15 protein-coding genes, 1 tRNA gene and 2 pseudogenes are annotated in these 21551 nt (G+C 34.0%); 11 read left to right on the forward strand and 7 right to left on the reverse strand.

What is annotated here, in order from left to right:
• Window positions 1-156 precede the first annotated feature (156 nt).
• Together MCY_RS07890 and pncA are read left to right on the forward strand one after the other, a co-directional pair.
• Window positions 157-693: a hypothetical protein gene (locus tag MCY_RS07890; RefSeq protein ID WP_007347845.1), complete on the forward strand. Its 537-nt coding sequence runs from the start codon at window positions 157-159 to the stop codon at window positions 691-693.
• A gap of 46 nt (window positions 694-739) precedes the next feature.
• The gene (gene pncA / locus MCY_RS07895; RefSeq protein ID WP_007347846.1) at window positions 740-1348 is read left to right on the forward strand and encodes a bifunctional nicotinamidase/pyrazinamidase; all 609 of its coding nucleotides are present in this window, start codon (window positions 740-742) and stop codon (window positions 1346-1348) included.
• Window positions 1349-2319: 971 nt separating this feature from the next.
• On the opposite strand, the gene MCY_RS07900 is transcribed toward pncA, so the two are convergent.
• A complete protein-coding gene (locus MCY_RS07900) occupies window positions 2320-3369 on the reverse strand; it encodes a DUF475 domain-containing protein (RefSeq protein WP_007347847.1) in 1050 nt (349 codons plus the stop codon).
• A 351-nt stretch (window positions 3370-3720) separates the two neighbouring features.
• Here MCY_RS07900 and MCY_RS07905 point away from each other — a divergent pair, with 351 nt between their 5' ends.
• Both MCY_RS07905 and MCY_RS07910 read left to right on the forward strand, forming a co-directional pair.
• On the forward strand, window positions 3721-4260 hold the full coding sequence (locus MCY_RS07905) for a helix-turn-helix domain-containing protein (protein ID WP_007347848.1): 540 nt from the start codon (window positions 3721-3723) through the stop codon (window positions 4258-4260).
• A gap of 386 nt (window positions 4261-4646) precedes the next feature.
• Window positions 4647-4826: a YegP family protein gene (locus tag MCY_RS07910; protein ID WP_007347849.1), complete on the forward strand. Its 180-nt coding sequence runs from the start codon at window positions 4647-4649 to the stop codon at window positions 4824-4826.
• A gap of 765 nt (window positions 4827-5591) precedes the next feature.
• On the opposite strand, the gene MCY_RS07915 is transcribed toward MCY_RS07910, so the two are convergent.
• The gene (locus tag MCY_RS07915) at window positions 5592-5903 is read right to left on the reverse strand and encodes a hypothetical protein (protein ID WP_007347850.1); all 312 of its coding nucleotides are present in this window, start codon (window positions 5901-5903) and stop codon (window positions 5592-5594) included.
• A gap of 1320 nt (window positions 5904-7223) precedes the next feature.
• Between MCY_RS07915 and MCY_RS07920 the strand changes: the two genes are divergently transcribed.
• A complete protein-coding gene (locus tag MCY_RS07920; RefSeq protein WP_007347852.1) occupies window positions 7224-7538 on the forward strand; it encodes a helix-turn-helix domain-containing protein in 315 nt (104 codons plus the stop codon).
• Here the strand turns inward: MCY_RS07920 and MCY_RS09225 are convergent.
• Window positions 7462-7644 (reverse strand): hypothetical protein, encoded by a 183-nt coding sequence (locus MCY_RS09225; protein ID WP_007347853.1) that lies wholly within the window; start codon window positions 7642-7644, stop codon window positions 7462-7464. The genes MCY_RS07920 and MCY_RS09225 overlap by 77 nt on opposite strands.
• A gap of 1453 nt (window positions 7645-9097) precedes the next feature.
• Window positions 9098-9174, reverse strand: a tRNA-Ile gene (locus tag MCY_RS07925).
• A gap of 169 nt (window positions 9175-9343) precedes the next feature.
• On the opposite strand from MCY_RS07925, the gene MCY_RS07930 reads away from it, so the two are divergent.
• Window positions 9344-10072, forward strand: coding sequence for an SIMPL domain-containing protein (locus tag MCY_RS07930; RefSeq protein ID WP_007347854.1), 729 nt, complete (start codon window positions 9344-9346; stop codon window positions 10070-10072).
• Window positions 10073-10101: 29 nt separating this feature from the next.
• On the opposite strand, the gene MCY_RS07935 is transcribed toward MCY_RS07930, so the two are convergent.
• The 3 genes from MCY_RS07935 to dnaG form a co-directional block, all read right to left on the reverse strand.
• Entirely contained in the window at window positions 10102-10563 is a 462-nt protein-coding gene (locus tag MCY_RS07935; RefSeq protein WP_007347855.1) for a YcgN family cysteine cluster protein, read from the reverse strand.
• A gap of 588 nt (window positions 10564-11151) precedes the next feature.
• Window positions 11152-13167 (reverse strand): RNA polymerase sigma factor RpoD, encoded by a 2016-nt coding sequence (rpoD, locus tag MCY_RS07940; protein WP_007347856.1) that lies wholly within the window; start codon window positions 13165-13167, stop codon window positions 11152-11154.
• 333 nt (window positions 13168-13500) lie between these two features.
• Complete coding sequence (dnaG, locus tag MCY_RS07945) at window positions 13501-15438, reverse strand: DNA primase (RefSeq protein ID WP_007347857.1); 1938 nt, start codon at window positions 15436-15438, stop codon at window positions 13501-13503.
• Window positions 15439-15571: 133 nt separating this feature from the next.
• Here dnaG and MCY_RS07950 point away from each other — a divergent pair, with 133 nt between their 5' ends.
• The 5 genes and pseudogenes from MCY_RS07950 to ubiC all read left to right on the forward strand — a co-directional run bounded on the left by MCY_RS07950 (window position 15572) and on the right by ubiC (window position 21547).
• Window positions 15572-16792, forward strand: coding sequence for a mechanosensitive ion channel family protein (locus MCY_RS07950; protein ID WP_007347858.1), 1221 nt, complete (start codon window positions 15572-15574; stop codon window positions 16790-16792).
• Between the two features lie 60 nt (window positions 16793-16852).
• Window positions 16853-17674 (forward strand): annotated as a pseudogene (locus tag MCY_RS07955) (Na/Pi symporter); the annotation flags it as partial.
• Window positions 17675-17977: 303 nt separating this feature from the next.
• Window positions 17978-18850, forward strand: a pseudogene (locus MCY_RS07960) (Na/Pi cotransporter family protein); the annotation flags it as partial.
• Window positions 18851-19712: 862 nt separating this feature from the next.
• Complete coding sequence (locus tag MCY_RS07965) at window positions 19713-19964, forward strand: GlsB/YeaQ/YmgE family stress response membrane protein (protein ID WP_007347861.1); 252 nt, start codon at window positions 19713-19715, stop codon at window positions 19962-19964.
• Window positions 19965-21040: 1076 nt separating this feature from the next.
• Window positions 21041-21547, forward strand: coding sequence for a chorismate lyase (ubiC, locus tag MCY_RS07970; protein ID WP_007347862.1), 507 nt, complete (start codon window positions 21041-21043; stop codon window positions 21545-21547).
• Window positions 21548-21551: the final 4 nt, after the last annotated feature.

Here is a 21551-nt window from a genome sequence, read left to right on the forward strand (position 1 = left end):
CTCTTTAATATTGTGCGATATTAATAATGAGGATTTTGCAAAAACTGCTTTCGCTTTTTGAAACTGTACAGTAAAGAGCGCTTGTATCGTATCAAAAGCTTTCCACTTTATATTGGTACATTTTTTCTAATCTCACAAGCCCCAGTATGGTTCTGAATGCAAAAAAATATCCTCTTAAAAAGAAAAAAGCAAATCTTTTTAGCTGTCCCTGAAACATGTTATCAAACCTTACCTCTCTTTTCTATACCAGATATCACGTTGTATTTGTATCGCATTAAACCAACTTATCAATGTAATATGGTACCAAAAAGAAAAGTAATTCTCTATGCACCTTCCTTTTTTGCTTTATGGGCTTTATATTACGCAGTCCAAAACCCTTCCCTTTTTTCTTCGATTTTTTGTTACGAAAAACAGTGGACTTCACCCCTTGCCTTGATGTGGCTTAAATTACGTTTGCAAAACGACCGCCGCCTGATGGGCTCTGACGTCCCAAGCCCAATGATCATGAAGGCTTTGCATCAACACGTAGCAAAAAATGATTACAGTGCACTTCCCATTGGCACGTGGTTACAATTCGTAAAAAACTATAAAATGAATTGTAAAAACTTATCCATTCCCCTTTTTTGGCTTGATAATTATAAAAATAATAACAATATCCAACAAATCATTTCAAAACTTCAAGACGAAATATAGCTTTTTAAAAGTACGATAAAAGCTCATCCCCTAAGGAAATATATTTATGGAAAAAAAAGCCTTAATCGTCATTGATATTCAAAATGACTTCTTACCAGGTGGAACACTTGCAGTACCACAAGGCGATGCTATTTTACCCGCCGTCAATAATCTCATAAATCATTTTGACCACATTATCTTAACTCAAGACTGGCATCCTAAAAACCATTGCAGCTTTGCGTCCTGCTATCCTGCAAAAAAGCCTTATGATACCATCAATCTTGACTATGGTCCTCAAATACTTTGGCCTGATCATTGCATACGAGGAACACAAGGAGCAGAATTTCATACATCTCTTAGAGTGGAAAAGGCACAACTTATCCTTAGAAAAGGCTATAATCAAAAAATGGATAGCTATTCTGCTTTTTTTGAAAATGATCAAAAAACACCAACAGGTTTACAAGTTTATCTCAAAGAACACGGTTTTACCAAACTTATTATGTGCGGCTTAGCAACTGATTTTTGTGTCGGATTTTCCGCTCTCCACGCCATACAATGCGGTTTTAAAGTCAGCGTTTCATTAAATGCCTGTGCTGGTATTGATGTAAACGGATCACTAAACACCATGCTTAAAACTATGAACGAAGCTGGTATAGAATTGTTAATGGTCTCATGAAATATTCTTTTATAATCTACGATTATAACACACTGATTTATAAGAAATAAATTATTTTTATATATTTAAGTGAAAGACCCAAATATCGTAAAGTTCTCTCATTTCAAAGCTATTTTAAAACCATTCTCTTGCGCGTCACAAAGAGGATCAGCATATGAATAAAAATCATTCAAGAAAACAGCAAAAATGCTTTCTACGAACCGTTAAATGCAAAAATTTTATAGAACTGCAAACAAGTAAAAAGTATAGTGCTAACCTGCACCTTCATATTTAAGTTAAAAGATGTCCAAGAGATTGTACATTATTCCTTCATATTCAAGATATTGATTTATAATAATAAATAATTGTTTTACATGTTAAACGAGAGCCCAGAATATCGTAAGATTCTCTCATTCCAAAGCTGGTTATATTGAATCAATTAAAATCACTTACTTGCACATCACAAGCGAGGCTGACGTGAAGAAAAAGGGGTAAAAATGCCTCCTATGAATGCTCTTAAGTGCCAAGAACTTTACCTCCCCCAAAGCTGGCAAATGGTGTGAGAGTGCCAGCTCGTAACTTAACAAACGTAAAGATGGTAATGGTAGTGTTCAATAGCTTTATAATTATACCCTTCATGGATTCCGTTGCGAAATGGGTATGACGAGCTTTGCGACATATCTTTTAAAAAAAGCACGCAAATTAACACCACATCAGAAACAAAAGCGTGAAGCAATGCGCAGTCTTCATTATTAAAGACATTGTTTGAGAGACTCTTGAAAGCTATAAAGCTAAACTAATGATAGTAAAGATGGAAACTAATTTTTACCTTTGCGTCTTTATATCTTCCCTATCATAGGGAGAATTCATGCAATAGACTCACCTTAAAAAAATGAAAATAAGCAATAAAATGGCATTTTTTTCATGAAAGATATTTCTCTTCAAAGACATGCTATAAACAAAAGCGTGAGAAAATATAAAGTTTCCATTACTTAAGACACACCATGTTTATCCAATTGAGAACGCTTAAAACGAATCGAAGAATACAACGCCATTCCAATAATACAGACTCCCCCAAGCCCTGTTAACACTTCAGGAACAGATATAATTGTTTGCAGATACATAATCACTGCCAGAACGACAATAGCATAAAAAGCACCGTGCTCCAAATAACGATAATGCAATAATGTCCCTGATTCAACCAACATAACCGTCATAGAACGAACGTAAAATGCACCGATACCAAGACCAATTGCGATAACAAAAAGATTGTGTGAAAATGCAAAGGCACTAACCACACCATCGAAAGAAAAACTAGCATCAAGAACTTCTAAATAAAGAAACGCTCCTACTCCCCCTTGGGTCACTGTTGTTAAAGTCTTTTTAGGAGCATCCAGAAAATGACCAACAGCTTCAACACCTATAAAAGTCAAAAGTCCATAAAGGGCCGCCAATAAAAAAGTTACTTTATCTTCTGGATCAATCTGTCCTAAAACAAATAATATTAAGATCAAAACAACTGCAACATCACTCCCAATAAGCCCGCCAAATTTTTGAGCAGGTCTCTCTATAATATTAATCCAATGTACCTCTTTTTCAAAATCAAAAAAATATTTTAAGCCAACCATCATAAGGAAAGTTCCTCCAAAAGCGGCAATCCCCATATGCGCATTGGTTAAAACTTCAGCATATCGATATGGTTCCCATACTGCTAACTTGACTGCAGCAATTGGATTAATCCCAACAGCAATAACCACCACCAGTAACGGAAAAACAATCCGCATCCCAAATACAGCGATCAAAATGCCCCATATAAGAAAACGACGACGCCATAACGGATCCATTCTACCAAGAATACGGGCATTGATAATAGAATTATCAAAAGATAAAGAAATTTCCAAAATCCCTAAAACACAGCAAATAAAAAAATATTTAAGAAAACCAGTAATGCTTCCCGTTTCAAACCAACCAATAGCCCCTCCTAAAAAGACACCAATAATCGTGAAAAAAAAAGCACACCCAAAATAGCGTAATAGGGCCATGATCATTCCTCAAAGTTTATTTTCTATTCATAGACAGCATGCAATATAAATCCAAAGATTTCATCTCTTTAAAGTTGCATCTATTAATGCAGAGGTGTATAGAATATATATGATAAGGTTACATGAAAATTTTCTCAAAAAAACAAGAGACAAAGTGCGGTAAACACAGAATTTTGTTTTGAAATGAATATTTGTCTTCAATACTCTATATAAAAGAGAGTTTTTTATTTGTTGAAAAAATAAAGAGAAATTAACACTATAATATTGACATTATATCATAGAATATTAATACATAGTGTGCTTTTATTATTCAAAATTTATACCATGATGATTTACTGAGGGAGATAATTCGTGGCACGTCCTGAAACTGAATCAAAAACTATATTTGGAAAACGTTTACGTTATGTACGTCTTGCTTTAGGTGATCCATCACGTGAAACCTTAGCCAAAAATTTTAGCATGACGAAAAACTCTATTGCTTTTTATGAACGTGGAGAAAGAGAACCCAATCTTAGTGTCTTACAAACATACCGCACATTATATGGTGTCAATATTAATTGGCTTTTAACTGGACAAGGAAAAATGTTTGACACCGAATACGCAAAAGGTGATTTTGACTGGAATTATTTTATTAAAAAAATTGAAGGACTTGAAGAAACACTTGCAAATAGTGATCGTAATGAGAAATTAAATCAAGAAAAAATCGATAGTTCTTATGAAAAATTGCAACAATATTTATCAAGGCAAGGTTTATCAAATGGCTTTAATCCTAAAACTGCAACCTCTTTGATCGATATGAAGGCTAAAATGGCCAATTCTTACACCCTTAGCTTATTTATTGATCTGCTCATTCGAAGTGCATCCCAAAAAGAGGTTATAGCAAACCAATAAACCTCTATTTCAAAAAAAGAATAATTAAACTCTACCAGTATGGAAAAAAGTACATTTACTTTGCCTATACTGGTGAAGTTTTGTATGTTCTGTAAAGTTTTTTATCTGTAACGATAATAAAAATATTTGTATTGTACATAAAAATATATTTGCTATTAGACTAGTAAAAAATAATTATATAGTATAAAATTCTTATTCATATCTTATTGACAAGAAAATTTTTCTTGTTAAAACAGTAATAGCTCTCATAGAAATTATTATTTAAGGTCAGAAAATTTAAAGGGAATATATTGACGACTTCCTATGGAGACATACATTAGTGTTTACAAACGGGTTAGTTGAGTATTTATCCTGAAAATTATGAGATATTTTATGAGGTGGGAAACATGTATTTTGAGGTGTTTCAAGGCGTTCACAATCAATGGTACTGGCGTTTAATGTCAAGAGATGCACAAAAGATTGCTTTCTCTAGTAAAGGTTATCCAACAAAACAAGATATTTTAATGAATATTGAGCAAATAAAAGAAATTACACAAAAAGCCCTTATTAGAGAATTGCAATTTTAACATTCTAAACCATTGAGACAAACGTTTATTTTTTTATAATGAAGTTTTAGATTACTTCTCTGGTGAGTAAAAAGCGACTGATTTTCTCTTAATGAGAAAAAGGTTTTTTTGTTATTTCTAACCCTCACAAATAACACTTAAACTTTTTACAGGTTATGTATTTGTTTTCAAATGCAGTCAATTTTCTACAGTCTCTATTAAGCAGCAAATCTCTCAAATCTTGTATTTTTCATAAAAAACATACATAAAAAAAGATAAATCATAAACTGGAATATAATTCCTCTACTGAGATCAAATACCTTTTACGTTCATCCTCCTATTCTGTACCCGATAACCATAACGCATTTATCCATTTCATCTTCATAACAAGTCAATATCCCTTTCCATTATCACATAATTTTTTATATTCATTAGTTAAAGCTATTGTAACATTTCATACCTTACATCTAAAAGAAGCATGCAAAATTGTTTTCAGCAATAATATAACGTCACCACAACAATTTCTGAATCTTATATACGGGGTTTTAATAATCTAGCATATCTAAAAACGGTAGCATCATCATAAACTTTTATTTTATCAACGACGCTCTATCTTATAAAATTCAATCTTTTCATAAATTAAAGTAAGCTTGAATTCTAGCGAGTACAATTTCCCCACAGCACTGTAATTTGCTTAATTAAAATTTATCTCTCTCGCCATTCTAAACTTTCTAACATATTTCTCACCCCTTTAATGCATAAATTTGATGAAAAATATGAATATAATTACTTATTATCATCTTCAGGTTTAAGCATTTTTTGATATTTCTTTTCATTTTCTTCATATTGTTTAATTTGTTTTTTCAATTCTTCGATCGTTTTATCGCGCCTTTTAATCATCATATTTTGCTCTCTAACGGCTCTATCTCGTTCTTCAGTCATTTTCATAGAATTCTTCAAAAACTTATGCCTTATCCTTCTAGTTTCCTCTTTTATGGTTTTAACTTGACTACGATAATATAAAGAAAATCGAAATATAACCCCGCTGAACAACAAAACAACAACCACTGCTCCCAATAAAATCTCATTTACATCCATCTGGATCTCCTTTAATTGCCGCTCAAGTAATCATCTTGACTAATTTTTTTTTCCACCTTCAATCAAAAAAATGCAATAAACTGCATGTTCCAAGTGCGAACAATCACTCTCAGCATTCTTATTTTCTCCATTAAAAAGATTGATCTATGACACGAAAAAGCACTCTGAAATAAGCTAAATCCACACGCTCACACCAATTATTCGCAACATATTTATTGATCCAAAATATAAACAATAAGGAACTTCCAATAGAAAGAACAACATGAGAAGGTTAATACCCACCTTCCCTGAAACAATCCTATTTTCCTCTTTTACGCCCTATGAAATACGGCTACATGTGGAAGCTTTTTTATTCTTACAAAAATCTTCAGTGCCACAAAGCACCACTTTTCTATAAAGTTTTACCTTCCCACAAATCTTTAACATCACCACAAACAAAAGCACTATTATAAAACATGAACCTTTCTATAATCACGAGTATCACTAGAAACTTTAATTATTTAGCCTTCAAAATTTAACCCAAAACGACTACATTAGTGTAAACACATATATCTCTACTCATACTTGAATGATTATAACTTTCTCCCCTTTCACAAACATGCAAATTCCTGCAAACCTCTATATGACCATATATTAACGCATTGTTATAAATAACAATACCATTGTAAACACAAACTTTATTATAAACCACAACATCTAAAAAACACATCCCTCCTCATAGAAGCATTGACCGAGTATACACATACTACCAAACAAGCACCTTTGTGAATCAAGTTATCTTCATGTTCAATAAAATCATCAAAGTTATTTTTTTTGATATTTCCCCAATCTTTTAATAAACGCATGCGATATAGCACCTGAGAGTGATCTAATTTATTACAATAAAGGAGAAATTAGTACTTTTTACCTATGAATTTACATTTTTTCTACAGCCATTATTCTACCTCTTCAGGCTCTAAAGCTTCATTATGCTCACATACCGCCTTAACGAACAATTTTTTACAAATACGGATGTTGGGGTATATCTTGATTTATAATATCGCTGCGTATACTATTATGGTAAAATCTCATAAATATATGAGAGTGTATTGCCGCTCCTGGTATACGCACTAACTTCGTCACAACCGTGGAACTAAGCAACCATTTTTTATTGATTCGAATCTGAAAGTGTATGGGGACATTTTGTTATTAGTTAAAAACAACTCTATATGCTTCATAAGCGAAGAGCTATGCATGGATATTTTAATCCTCCTTGTACCATATATTTCGGATTCGCAACTCAATATTAACGCTATAGCGTAAATATGTAAAGGTCTAAAAATGACAAAGACTGAAAAAGATTGGTTCCAACGCTTAGTTGAATTGATAAAAAGTGACGGGCGAACAATGATTGAAATCAGCAGAGCTGCAGGTTGCGGACAAAATTACGTACAACAAATGATAAACGGAGGAAAAAGGCCTTCAGTTGATAAACTTATGGCTATTTTGAACACGCTAGGAAATGCTAGTGCCATATATGTCATAACTGGTTTTAACATCTCCGATGAAGACCTAAAGCTCATAACTCTGATTTCGTCTGGAGATAAAAAGAAGATTGAGGCCTTAAATGTTCTGTTGAATGAGCAGAATCTGTAGAATTTTCTACTCTATCTAAGATCGCTTGCTTTTGAGACGTCGATAAAGACTCCCATTTCACAATAATATCAGATAAAGTTGTCTCATTTTTTTTATCATTCTTCATAGTTACACTCCATGTAGTCAAACTATATAACGCTAAAGCGTTTAAATATACTTCATACCTTAGAAAAAAATATTTGCAATAGGCAGTATGGAAGCAATTGTGTATAAACTTATTTTATAAAATCAGATGAAGTTCTATGAATCATATACCATAGTGAAACAGAAAGCCTCGCATGATCTAGGCCTTCTTATGAAAATTGATATGATCACTTTTATCAACAACGCAAATAATTTTACGCAAATCTTATGATTCGAACCAATGATAAATTATGTGAAACTATCTCTGAAAACACTCTTGAATTCTTAATATAAGAGAACACAAAAAATCTTATTTTGAAAGAGATAATATATCACTATTTGATTCTACATAGTGCCATCTATGTTTTTAAAGTCATATTTGCAAAACAAGACTATAAAAGCGTTATATAAGAACAAATTCTTATAAATAGCTGCACTCCTTAAAACTCTGTAACTTGTTCGCTCCCTCTAAATGCACCTTGTAAACACTGATATAATTATCTATCATCAGTAAAAATGGTAATATAAAAAATAAAATGAATCATTCCGCGTGATCTCTTTATGTAAATTGTATAGAAATTTACAACGAGGAATAAATTTTTTTGTGTAAATAAGAGATTACACTTTACAAAGCATGATCTTGAAAAAGAAGTGTACTTCTTCCAACAAAAAATTTGCCCTGCCAATAATTTTTCACAAGAGTAAAAAAGCATAACAAAGATAAAATTCTCTTCACAAGAGATACGGAAAAAAATTTTAGCAATACAATAAAATAGCTAGATTTACCGAAATACTGCCAATACCTTATAAAAATAAAATCAAAAAAGACTTTCTGCTCTTCAATAACAATTCACATTACATGAGAATTCTAGAATTCGACCATTAAGCAGAAAATACACAAAGGAAAAAAGGACATTAGAACGAATTTTTTAATACTATAGAAAACATTTTTTACAGAATAATAAAACAGCTTATTCCAATACAATTTAATGATGTAAGATAACATAAACAATCACTCAATTAACTTTTCAAAAAACAATTGATTAAATTCTTTTTAGAGAACACACCATCACCCCTATAAACACTATCTTTCAAAAATCAGAAAGAGCTTTTTTCGTGGGAAAATAAGCTATTAACCAATATTATCACCGTTACCCCCATGCTATCTATGAATGTCTATAAATCACATTCTTTTATAGGCAGCTTTTCTTCATAATTAAAGCTGTTCGAACGTCTAAAAAACCTTAATATCATTTAAGGAAGTAAACAGCGACACATATCAGCTAACCTCAATGCTGTAAATGAAAGCATTTTTTTGATGAGACTAAAGAAGTATGCCATTCGTTTAATACTAAAATAACTGATAGAAAAAACTGCAACAAAAAAACGACAGAATAGAATCCTAAAACCTTTGTATAAGCTATCCGTTTTCCTACTGGTGGGCCCGGAGGGACTCGAACCCCCAACCAAGCGGTTATGAGCCGCTGGCTCTAACCAATTGAGCTACAGGCCCCACATAGGTCGTTTCTCTCTAAACTAAAATTCTCCATGATACAAGAGCTGACCTGAATTATAACCTATCTTTTTCTCTTTTCTATTGGTTTTTTTTCTAATGCTCTAACTTCTTTACAAGAACTCTCAAAAATGAGAAGGTAGTAAACTAATAAATTAAAGGAATAGATATGATAAAAAAGAAAATTCAAGCAATGCAAAATTCTTTGGTTAAAATAGCGATATTAACATTTACACTTTTAGCCGTTTTATCGAGTGTCCATGCCTACGCTGAAGAAAATAAAAGAGATGCAACGATTACAGTGACTGCAATCGGAGAAAGTCAAGCTGCACCGGATATGGCAATTATTAATCTCGCCGTTGTTACTGATGATAAAACTGCTCAAAAAGCATTAGCAGCGAATAATAAATCTATGAATGATATTATAAATGCCTTTAAAAACAATGGTATAAAAGCAACTGATTTACAAACATCAGGCTTATCTATTTATCAGTTATCCCACGAAAAAAAGAATCATGAAAAACTCTATCACGTTTCAAATTCTTTAACTGTACGCATCCGTGATCTCAACAATGCTGGTAAAATCTTTGATCAAGCAATGGCACTAGGGATTAATTCAGTGAATGGCATTACTTTTACCAATGCAGATACGAAGCCATTTTATCAAGAAGCGCGTAAAAAAGCCATTACTGAAGCCATTGAAAAAGCACAAACAATAGCACAAGCTGCTAACTTAAAATTAGGTAAAATTATTGAAATCAATGAAAAAGATGATTACTATCGCCCAACACCACGTCTTATGAGTAGAGCAGCAGAAGCAAGCTATGCAGATACAAATTTTTCGGGAGGTGAATTAAATTATAATGTAACTGTCACTGTCGTCTTTGCGATCGATTAAATCACCCACCATTGTATAAAACACTCATATCATTGGCCTTTACATAAAAGACCAGTAATATGAGTGAGATAATCTTCTTCAGATGATAATTCATCTTCGTAGATCTCTATATAACTGCGTGCAGAAATGTGTGCTTTATGCACCATCTGATAATCTCCTGATACCAATGGGTGCCACCATGGGAGATCTTTTCCTTCATAAATTAATTTATAAGCACAACTTTCTGGAAGCCAACGCACCGTTTTAACGGTTGTAACATCTAACGATATACAATCTGGTACAATTGATTGACGATGAATATAATCTCGACATCGGCAAGTTTTCCCATCTAAAAGACGACAAGCAATACTGGTTGCATACAGATCACCCGTATCATCATCCTCAACTTTATGGAGACAACAACGACCACAGCCATCACAAAGGCTTTCCCACTCAGAGAAGGAAAGGTCTTCTAATTTTTTTACTTTCCAAAAAGGAAGTTCTCTACTCATAAACTCAGACATACCTTTTTTAATTAAGATGATCGATAAAAAAATTAAAAGTTTAATTTCTATAATTTCATCTATTTCTGTCTCTTAAAAAGATTCAACTCTCAAAGCATACTTCATACAATTTTCTTAAAATTTATATGAAGGAAAAGGAAATCTTCAAAAAATAGCGCATATAAATGAACATAACCTATTAGAAACATCTATTTTTTGTAAACTGACAAAGAATGAAACACGCTATCTAACATTATAGAATAATCCCAAAAAGCATACACCTTTCTCATCACAAAGTCAGTATGCTATCATTGTGAGTTTATTCTAATATATTTCCCTCTTAAGAAACGAATCGCTATACGCAAATAGTATTTTATCGTTCATTTTTTGAAAGACTATCACACCACTCTTTGCCCTATTCAGAAAGAAAAGAACAAAATCACAAAGCTAAGAACAACATTAAACATTGTAAACTTTCTAGATTATCAAAGTCTTCCCACATTTTTCTCAAAAAAGCATTCAAATAAAGTACATAGTCCCCCCCTTCCCTCGATGAAGAAGAAAGGGAGAATGATTAAAATGTACCAACTCCTTTAATTAAGAATCGAGAAAACTACGTAATTTCCGTGAACGACTAGGATGTTTCAATTTACGAAGCGCCTTTGCTTCAATCTGGCGAATACGCTCTCTTGTAACCGAGAACTGTTGTCCAACTTCTTCTAATGTGTGGTCAGTATTCATCCCTATTCCAAAACGCATCCGCAAGACACGCTCTTCTCTCGGTGTAAGGGAAGCAAGAACACGCGTTGTCGTATCTCGAAGATTCGCCTGAATAGCTGCATCAATGGGTAATAACGCATTCCTATCCTCAATAAAATCCCCCAAATGGGAATCATCTTCATCACCAACAGGCGTTTCAAGTGAAATAGGCTCTTTTGCAATTTTAAGGACCTTTCGCACTTTTTCCAACGGCATAGAAAGCTTGCTCGATAATTCCTCTGGTGTTGGTTCTCGTCCAATTTCATGAAGAATCTGACGCGAAGTACGAACGATTTTGTTAATTGTTTCAATCATATGAACAGGGATACGAATAGTACGTGCCTGATCAGCAATTGAACGTGTAATGGCCTGCCGAATCCACCATGTGGCGTAAGTTGAAAACTTGTAACCGCGCCTATATTCAAATTTATCCACAGCCTTCATCAAACCGATATTTCCCTCTTGAATAAGATCAAGGAACTGCAAACCACGATTGGTGTATTTTTTTGCAATTGAAATTACAAGACGTAAGTTAGATTCCACCATTTCCTTTTTCGCAATTGTTGATTCGCGTTCACCTTTCTGCACCTGCATAACGATCCGGCGAAACTCACCAATCGAAATAGCCGTTTCTTGCGCAAGATTTTGTATTTCACTCCGCAATTTTTGAATTTCTTTTGCTTCACGTAATGAAAATTCTTTCCAACCAGGTGTAGGCAAAGTGGCAATATAATTCACCCAATCTGCATCCAATTCACGTCCTTGGTATTCTTTTAAAAAATCCTCATGACCAATGCCATAGCTATTGGCAATCCGTTTCAGTTTACCTTCATTATGAATTAATCTCTTATTGATGTCATAAAGCTGTTCAACCAACGCTTCGATACGATTTTGGTTCAAAGAAAGAGACTTTACTGCTTGAATCAACTCACCCTTTAATTGAATATATTTTTTCTTCTGAGAAGATGTAAGAGCTCCCTCTTTACGCTCTGCTAAACTGCTTTCAACATGTTGATCTTGTAGTTTTCGTAATTTTACATAGGTTTGAGCAATAAAGTCCAATGTTTCCATAACTTGAGGACAAAGTTCATTTTCCATTGCCGCCAGCGATAAATTAACATCATCATCGTCATCTTCATCGTCGTCTTCAATGCCTCTCTCTTCTGCATTTTCCCCCATATCATGTATACCGGAAGACATCTTTTCTTCTTTAGTTTTATCAATTTCACTTCGCTCGATAACAGGAGTCTGCTTTGCTTCTGGCCCTGCATAAGTTGTTTCAAGATCAATAATTTCTCGAAGAAGAATACGCTGTTCTTTTAATTCGTCGCGCCAGATAATAAGGGCCTGAAAAGTTAAAGGACTCTCGCACAATCCTGCAATCATTGTCTCACGTCCTGCTTCAATACGCTTAGCAATGGCAATTTCACCTTCTCGTGAAAGAAGTTCAACAGCTCCCATCTCACGCAAATACATACGCACTGGATCATCAGTACGATCTGTTACTTCGCGTTTATTCGTCGTTGTTGCAATTGCGTGGCTAGAGGCCTCTATTAAGTCACCACCTTCTACAGTAACTTCTTCGTCATAATTTTCAGTCTCAACTTCATCCTCATCATCCACAACATTAACCCCCATCTCAGAGAACATCGCCAAGATATCTTCAATTTGTTCGGATGTCACTTCGTCGGAAGGAAGAACTGCATTGAGTTCATCCATCGTTACGTAACCATTTTTTTTGGCAAGCCTAATCATTTTCTTGATGGCATCATCAGAAAAATCAAGAAGAGGACCATCCAAATTCGCTTGGCTTGTTACTTCCGCATTATCTTTCTGTTTAACCTTTGTTGCCATACCATAACTCCACTTGATCACTCATATTCCATGTGACCAGCTTTTTGTTCTCACCCAAATCTACCAATAGTTTCTCATATATACTTCCTTTAAAGAGATTACTATTGGAAAGAATACATTTTGTACACACGTTGTCATTCAGACAAAAACGCGGGAAAACTCCAGAAGTTTCCCCGACACCTCTCAGCCCTTCTGAGACAATTTCTGTACCCTATCGTAAGAACCAATTTCCCGCTTTTCCTAAAATTTAAGTATTATCTTTATGAAAATGTCACTCCACATAAACTTCCTCATCTAAAAATTTAAGTGACTGATTCGCATTAAAAAAGCGAATCATTTTATCGTATCTTGTGTATTCCCGTCTATTTTTTTATCTAACCAACTCCCAACCCCTTCAATTAGCGCTCCTATTTCCTGCATCTGCTGCAGTTCATTTTTTACCTCACGAAGCAGATCAAAAACCTCACTCTTAGGATTTTCTACAAGTTGCTCTTCAATATCCTGTAACCTTTTATGTAGGTGGTGTTCTTGAAGATGCAAGTAGACAGCTTGTTTTAATATAGCGCGTACATCTTCTATAGGAGCTCTACCAAAGATAATACGCATACCAATATTTTGCACAAGATGTTTCATACGCTCTAACAGAGTCTTTTGCCCTTTTTTTTCTAAAAAAGCAACCATCGTTTCTTTATCATGGAGCTGTTGATTCCCAAGAATTTCCAACATGGCTTGATGAAAACACATCAATTGAGTATTTTTTAATTCTAACTCAGCAAGAATCTCAAAATTTTCATACCACAACTCAGGATAATAAGCTAAAGTGAGTAAAATTACTGCTTCACGCAACGGAATAGCTTGCGAAGAATTTCGTACTATTTCAGAATTTTCTAACAGAGAAAAGGATTTATTTTTAAAGATCTTATTTGACGAAAACTGATCATATTGCCCTCCCTCTTTCTTTTTCGAAAAAGAAGGTCGAAAAAAATCAAAGAGGCGTTTTTTTACATCTTGCAAATAATAACGACGGACATCTTCATCCTTAATTGTAAAAATTTGCTGTTTTAGTTGTTTTTCGAGCATTGCTCGTTCTTCTGGCGTTTCAAAATGCTTTCCATAAGTAGCACGCCACCATAAAAGCTCAATTAAAGGAATTGCTTTTTGCAAAAAAGAAGAAAAAAGTTTCGCCCCCCCAGCACAAATAATTTCATCGGGATCTTTTCCTTGCGGCAACAAAACAAAGCGCACCCCCCCTCCAGCCTTTAAAAGAGGCAACACACGATCAGCAACACGAAAAGCAGCTTTTAAACCAGCATCATCACCATCAAAACATAAAATGGGTTCCTTACCCATCTGCCATATAAGCTCAATTTGCGCTTCCGTTAATGCTGTACCCAAGGGCGCTACAACTCCTTCAAAACCAGCTTTAGTCAATGCAATGACATCCATATACCCTTCAACAACAAGGAGGAAATGATTTTTTTCGTCATCAACAAAGCGGCTATTTTTGCGAGCCATTGCCGCATTATAAAGTATATTTCCTTTATGAAATAGTACTGTTTCAGGGCTATTGAGATATTTTGCTCGTGTCTCTTTCTCTAATGCACGCCCTCCGAAAGCCACCACACGTCCGCGCAAATCTTCAATAGGAAACATAATGCGATTTCTAAAACGGTCACAAGAATCAGTATTCTCCTCATGCATTGTAAGAAGTCCACATTCTTCCATTTGTTTTATTGAAATACCTCGAGCACTTAAAGCTTCTTTCAAAGCTGTACGCCTCACCGGTGCAAAACCAATTCGAAAACGTTCTATAAGCTTTGGCGTAACACCACGTGCATCCAAATAACGCCGTGCCTGTGCACCTCCTTTATCGCGTAAATGATCTTGAAAAAAATCTGTAGCAATTTTCATCACATCATAAAGGTCAGCTTTTTCCATTTGACGTTGATGACTTTGTGGATCCCAAACGGGTAATTTCATTCCTACAAAATCAGCCAAACGCTCAACACTTTCTGAAAAATGCAATCCATCAAGTTCGCACAGGAAGGTAAAAATATCTCCGCTTACACCACAACCAAAACAATAATAACGCCCTTTACGATCATCACAATGAAAACTGGGCGTTTTCTCTCCATGAAATGGACAACAACACCAAAAATCTCCCCGTGAAGGCTTACTTTTTCGAGGATCAAAATCCACCCGTTTGCCAATCACTGTTGAAATTGGGAGTCTGGTACGCAGTTCATTCAGGAAATCAGGCGGAAAACGCATTCTCTCTCACAAAGTTTGAAAATTCTTTTTTGCATATTTAACGACTTTAGAGCATAATTCCAATACTTCCTCTTAAGCAGTTGTAAAATTTTAAACTCTCAACTGCCTATAATCTTAGAAATGGAGAGTAAAAGTGACCGAATTTGTTGTTCAAAATCCGTGGTTAGAGGCTGTTTCTTGGCTTATTATTTTGACTATAACTGCCCTTTTAGTCAACTTTTTTATAGGACGAAAATTACTCATTCACGGAGCAAAAAAACTCTCTCCTTTTCTTCCGAAGAATACAACGATCGATATTAAAAATACTATTCAATACCTAGCGAATATCATTTCAGCTTTTATTCTTTCAATCGGTATTAATCTTATACCAACATTGCCCGATGCATTCAGCACTGTCATCAATAATGTTGCCAACGCCTTTATTATCTTTTTTGTTGTTCTGACAATTTCTGCCTGTCTCAATATCATTAATATTCTTTACGAACAACGACCAACAGCACGTCTAAAACCAATAAAAGGTTATATTCAAATTGCTAAAATTGCACTTTTTGCGATTGCAGCAGTTTTAATGGTGGCCACATTAATTGACCGCTCCCCTCTTATTCTTTTCTCCGGTCTTGGTGCAATGGCCGCGGTTCTCATGTTAATTTTTCAAGACACACTTCTTTCTCTCGTTGCCGGTATTCAAATTTCATCCACCGATATGGTTCGTGTTGGTGATTGGATTGAAATTCCCAATCTCGGTGCTGATGGTAATGTTATTGAAATTGCTCTTCATACTGTTAAAGTTCAAAATTTCGACAACACCATTACCTCAGTCCCTATCCGTAAACTTGTAACCGATCCTTTTAAAAATTGGCGTGGAATGCAAGAATCAGGTGGAAGACGCATCAAACGCTCACTTTTTATTGATCAATCAAGTATCCGTTTTCTTACAGAAGAAGAACAAAAACATCTTTCCCGATTTAATTTATTAGAAAATTATTTCACACAAAAAATAGCAGAAATTAACCAATGGAACGCTCAATTAGATAAAAATCATGATGTTTTAGCCAACACGCGCCGTTTAACCAACATTGGGACTTTTCGTGCTTATATTTTTGCTTATCTACAACAGCATCTAAACATCAACCCTAATATGACCTTTATGGCCCGACAGTTACCTCCTACAGAAAATGGTTTACCCTTGGAAATCTATTGCTTTACGAATACCACCGTTTGGCTAAACTATGAACAAATTCAAGGCGATATCTTTGATCACCTTTATTCCATTCTTCCCTGTTTTGGTCTAAAGGTTTTTCAAAATCCAAGCGGCGATGATTTTCATCAACTATTAAAAGCAAAAGCTAAATAAAAATAATAAGCTTTAATTTATTAATTTTGAGGCAACCACTTTCATAATAACAAAGAAAGAATAAAGTATCATGAAGGTTTATTGGTACTCCTTCATCTTGACAATCCTGTTTCTTTACTTCTCTAGGCCACCCCGCATAGCGCGCAAAAGAATTGAGCGTACCTATGGTGATAAACTTAAATATAAAATGTACCATGTCATTTCAGATTCATTGTTTACTGTAAGTTTTGGTTTCTTTACAGCAATGATTTTACAAAGCCCTACAGCAATAACATTCCTTGTTGGTTCTTTTATTGAATCTGGTTTTGTTTTTAGATTAGCGAAACTTAAGCTGTAAACGCAGAAGAATTAAGATCAGCAATCGTTGTTAAAATTCTCACCTATAATCTCACTCTTGTGGTACCCTTTTATCTTTTAATTGGCACCTGTGTATTCTGATAACAAAAAAACGTGAATGACGTCAAATAGGACATATTGTCATTGGCATTGATCTCTTGATTTTGTCTTTACAGATGACAAGTACCGCAATATAGCCTCGACGTGATAGCAAAATTTTACCGAGCATCATTCATTATCTTTCAAGCACCCCTGTCCACTTTTTTATTGGCCTCTGCCTTAACCTACCTCTTACATTCATCCATTGCAAGAATCATTTTACTGGTCAATTTTGTCAACTACGACCTTATCCATACGCAACTCTGCATTATTATAGTTCTTGGTGTCAACTTTGGTTTTTCTCTTATAGCACCACTTTTAACACACAACGCTTCCCCTAACACCTACCTCGTTCCCTTAGAAAATTTACTCATGCGTAGGACCGATTCAATCCTTGTCCTTATCTTCTTTCTCTCCTTTCAATCACTAATCTCATGGATTCGCAACTCAAGATATTGATTTATAAATATAATCTATTGTTATTCATATTGAATTATAAACTCGCATACCGTAAGATTCTCTCATTTCAAACCCGTTTATCTTAAATCAATCAAAATCACTCGTTTGCACGTTCCAAGCGGGATTAGCGTGTGGATAAAATTTGTATAAGAAAGGACTAAAAATGGCTCTTATGAAACGTCTTAATGCAAGAGCTGTCGGCAACATTTGAGGGATGACAAATATAATGATGATGCCGACTTGCTTCTTCACAAACGTAAAGATAGAAATGCTCAATGGATTTACCGTTAGAACGCCCCTACTCAAGTGATTAATGCCCAAATTATTTTTAATGTTTTCATTCTCTTTGCTGGAATACTGCTTTCAAAATGGGTTTTAAAATTAACCACCCAAATTGTTCATGTAAGTGCAAAAAAATGCAAGCCTATAAAACCCTCAATTTATCTTATCAAACGACTCTTGATGATAGCGTTCTTTAACGCCAAACTCTCCCCTCTCGAATGACATGCGTGAAATTATTCATATTTATGATCTTATAGACATCACGCTAGAAAAAATCATGGAACTTTATGAAAAAACTGATCCCAATATTATTCATTAGTTCAACCAACTAAATACCATATTGGACAACAACCATATCGCTACCAAACTTTATCTTGCATGATTAGCAGGATAAAAATCACCTGATAAAGAAGCTCTTCAAACGCAAGAACTTCTAGCTCCCTGTATAAAATCAAACCAAGCAGGGGACATTATTACTTATAATATGCTAATGCTGATTAACAAGAAACAACAAAGAGATCCACAATTCAGCAACGAAAGCTGGAGTGATCACCTTCATTTCCATGACCTTGTTCCGTCCAACACACACATAACATTTAACGTTCTCATCTCACATGCCACGCACACAACCCATTTATTGGTACAAAAAAAGATCAACTACGAAACTTAGAAAAAAAGATGAGTTTAAAACATTTTAAACGCTTACGTGAAGGGAATCTCAAAAATATAGAATCAACCAATCTTCATCTCGGCCCAGACCATGATCTCAAACAAATTAACTCCCTTTTGATCTCAATGATCTATCCCATTTTAGAAAAACAAGGACTTCTTCAAAATTCTCGCCTACGCAATCCTGATGAAAAACAGACAGAAAAACCTTAAACGTTTTAAATAATTTGAATAAGAAACTTATCATATCAATTATTAAGATTTGAACATTCAAATATCTTGTTTAAGATATTGATTTAATAAAATATTGTATTATTTTCAAATGAGTTCTCTTCATCGTAAATTTCTTTCATTTCAAATCTATACATAATGAATGCCTCAAAATCATTTTCTTGCATACTACAAGCAAAGCGACATATTGAAGTAAAAACATGCCTACCCATCTCCAAGCCAAAACTGTTAGCAACATAAAGAGATGGTAAAAAGTATGATGATTCTGATCTAAATCCACTGTAAAAATGGCACAAGTGTACAGCTATAGCAAAATATAAATACTCTATAAGAAATGAAACTCTCAACTCAATTGCAACATTTATGGCAGTAAACGTTTAGATCAATATCGATAGGGCTTCATACCTACATAGCATTTTATAACGCATTAACAAAACAGTTTTAATTTCATTGCAAACGTTATTGATATCAATAGGCAAGCTCAAAAACTTTAAATATCCATTTTACTTATTGCTTTAACCACAATTTTTTCTTTAACTTGTTTTATAAAAAGTATTAATAAATCTTATAATAAATATAATTTATACATTATAAAAATATTTTTACAGATATTTTCTATTTTATATTTGTATAATTTAATATTTTGTTAAAAAATAATTTATATTATATTATTATTAAATGTAATAGTGTCCAATAATATATAAATGATTTAAAAAATAACGAAATAAGCATTGTAACAAATTTTTTAACAATAACATCCTTCTTCATGGGACAAAATAAATAAACCTTGATCTTTACACTCCTAACCCTAGTTACAGTTTAAGTTCAGGCAAAGGAGAGTATAATGGAAAATGCAAACATTGGTTGGCTTGCAGCTATTATTATCGGTGGGCTTGCAGGTTGGGCTGCACAATATATTATGAAAAGCCAAACAGGAATATTGTTAAATATTATCTTAGGGATTATTGGCGCTGCATTAGCGAGCTTTCTTTTTAGTCTTTTAGGCGTAAGTTTTGCTGGTTGGCTTGGTTATCTTATCTCAGGTTTTATAGGAGCCTGTATTCTTCTATGGATAGGACGAAAAATTCGATCGTAGAGTATATTTTAAGCACCTTTTTGGGGAAATAAAACAATTGGAATACAACAGGAATATTTCCCTCTTCATTCGTTACTACAAGTTGTGATATGATGGCGAGATGCTTAAGCTATGATTTTTGGCATACACCGTCATTATATCATAAAACGCAACACAGAAAATTTTGTAACCCACCATTCCATACCTCTACAAGCGTCCGCATATCAGAAAAGATATGTGGTTATTTTAATGCAATAAAAACTTATTTCTGTAATACGCACATAAATCTGGCCCAGCGCCCTATAAATAACAATCCATAAGATTACAAAAATCAATTACGATAATTAAAGATCTCAGCCCATAACATCTAACATCTCTATACTTCATCAACAAATGCATTTTTACTGAAAAATTTGAATAACTCTATTCTTAAGAGATAAAGGCATGGAGTAAGCATAAAATTATAAAGAGAATTTTTCCAATACACGAAATAAAAAATATATGCTCCAAAGCCGATACGTCCCGCTTTTCTTTCCTATATTCATCACCCTTTATTAATTCACGGACATTTTAAATAATGAATATAAAGTTTAAATAATAATGTATTATTTTAAACTTTATTGTTAAACAATGAAGTTATATTAACATACTATATTTATATACAGTTTATTTATATTTTATTTAACTTTAAAATGTATATAAATATACTACGATATGATTTTTTATAATGAATTTTTTTCTACTCTCAAACTTTCCCCCTTATATCAGCTGATATAGATGAATTCTTCATCCCTTTTATCGGCGTTACATATGAACTTTAAAGCACAAAATACTTTACCTATTTCCCTAATACTATCAAGAAAATCCCCTCACGCATTGTGTGCAAGCACTTTAGAGAAATTATAACACATTTTTAAATGAAAATGCCCCTATAATACATTTTCCATATATCTTCTTTTAAAGATCTCTGCTTTCAATTTTCTTTGATATCTTCCTGTTAAAATCTTGCTTGCTTTTATACTCCTGTATTACAATAATCATCATTTATTTCACCCAATATAACATACTCAATCGGATTTTAGATCTGGAGTAAAACGATGACTGATCTTGTAGATTCCATCTTACCACCTGTGAAGTGGCTTTCTGATCAACATCTTCCCCTACCAGAAAACATTCGCGATTGGCTCATGGAGTTGGGCTCGATGACACTTCGATTAAAAAAATATTGCACCTGTCTCCAAGTTCGACCACAACACGAATGTTTTATTACGCGAGATAAATTAAAAGAAGAGGCAGAACATCTACCCGAAAATGCGCGTTATTGGCTACGCGAAGTTATATTGACAGGAGATAGTAAACCTTGGATCCTTGGACGCACTGTAATCCCACAAGAAACCCTCCTACACAATCAAGACTTGATGCATTTAGGAACCGTACCGCTTGGTCACTATTTATTTAACAGTGGAAAATTAACCCGCGATTATATCCATATTGGTCAACAAGGTGTGCTATGGGCACGACGTTCTCGTTTGCGGCTAACTGGTAAACCATTGTTACTAACCGAGCTGTTTTTAACAGATTCACCACTATACCGCCATAAATAGAGGA

The organism is Bartonella rattimassiliensis 15908 (genome assembly GCF_000278215.1).
Taxonomy (GTDB): Bacteria; Pseudomonadota; Alphaproteobacteria; order Rhizobiales; family Rhizobiaceae; genus Bartonella; species Bartonella rattimassiliensis.

Bases quoted from the DNA above. Each gene is read 5' to 3' on its own strand.
- MCY_RS07910 (WP_007347849.1), top strand. From the start codon at position 4,647: ATGTATTTTGAGGTGTTTCAAGGCGTTCACAATCAATGGTACTGGCGT.
- dnaG (WP_007347857.1), bottom strand. From the start codon at position 15,438: ATGCGTTTTCCGCCTGATTTCCTGAATGAACTGCGTACCAGACTCCCA.
- MCY_RS09225 (WP_007347853.1), bottom strand. From the start codon at position 7,644: ATGAAGAATGATAAAAAAAATGAGACAACTTTATCTGATATTATTGTG.
- ubiC (WP_007347862.1), top strand. From the start codon at position 21,041: ATGACTGATCTTGTAGATTCCATCTTACCACCTGTGAAGTGGCTTTCT.
- MCY_RS07890 (WP_007347845.1), top strand. From the start codon at position 157: ATGCAAAAAAATATCCTCTTAAAAAGAAAAAAGCAAATCTTTTTAGCT.
- MCY_RS07920 (WP_007347852.1), top strand. From the start codon at position 7,224: ATGACAAAGACTGAAAAAGATTGGTTCCAACGCTTAGTTGAATTGATA.
- rpoD (WP_007347856.1), bottom strand. From the start codon at position 13,167: ATGGCAACAAAGGTTAAACAGAAAGATAATGCGGAAGTAACAAGCCAA.
- MCY_RS07930 (WP_007347854.1), top strand. From the start codon at position 9,344: ATGATAAAAAAGAAAATTCAAGCAATGCAAAATTCTTTGGTTAAAATA.
- MCY_RS07915 (WP_007347850.1), bottom strand. From the start codon at position 5,903: ATGGATGTAAATGAGATTTTATTGGGAGCAGTGGTTGTTGTTTTGTTG.
- MCY_RS07965 (WP_007347861.1), top strand. From the start codon at position 19,713: ATGGAAAATGCAAACATTGGTTGGCTTGCAGCTATTATTATCGGTGGG.
- MCY_RS07900 (WP_007347847.1), bottom strand. From the start codon at position 3,369: ATGGCCCTATTACGCTATTTTGGGTGTGCTTTTTTTTTCACGATTATT.
- MCY_RS07935 (WP_007347855.1), bottom strand. From the start codon at position 10,563: ATGAGTAGAGAACTTCCTTTTTGGAAAGTAAAAAAATTAGAAGACCTT.
- pncA (WP_007347846.1), top strand. From the start codon at position 740: ATGGAAAAAAAAGCCTTAATCGTCATTGATATTCAAAATGACTTCTTA.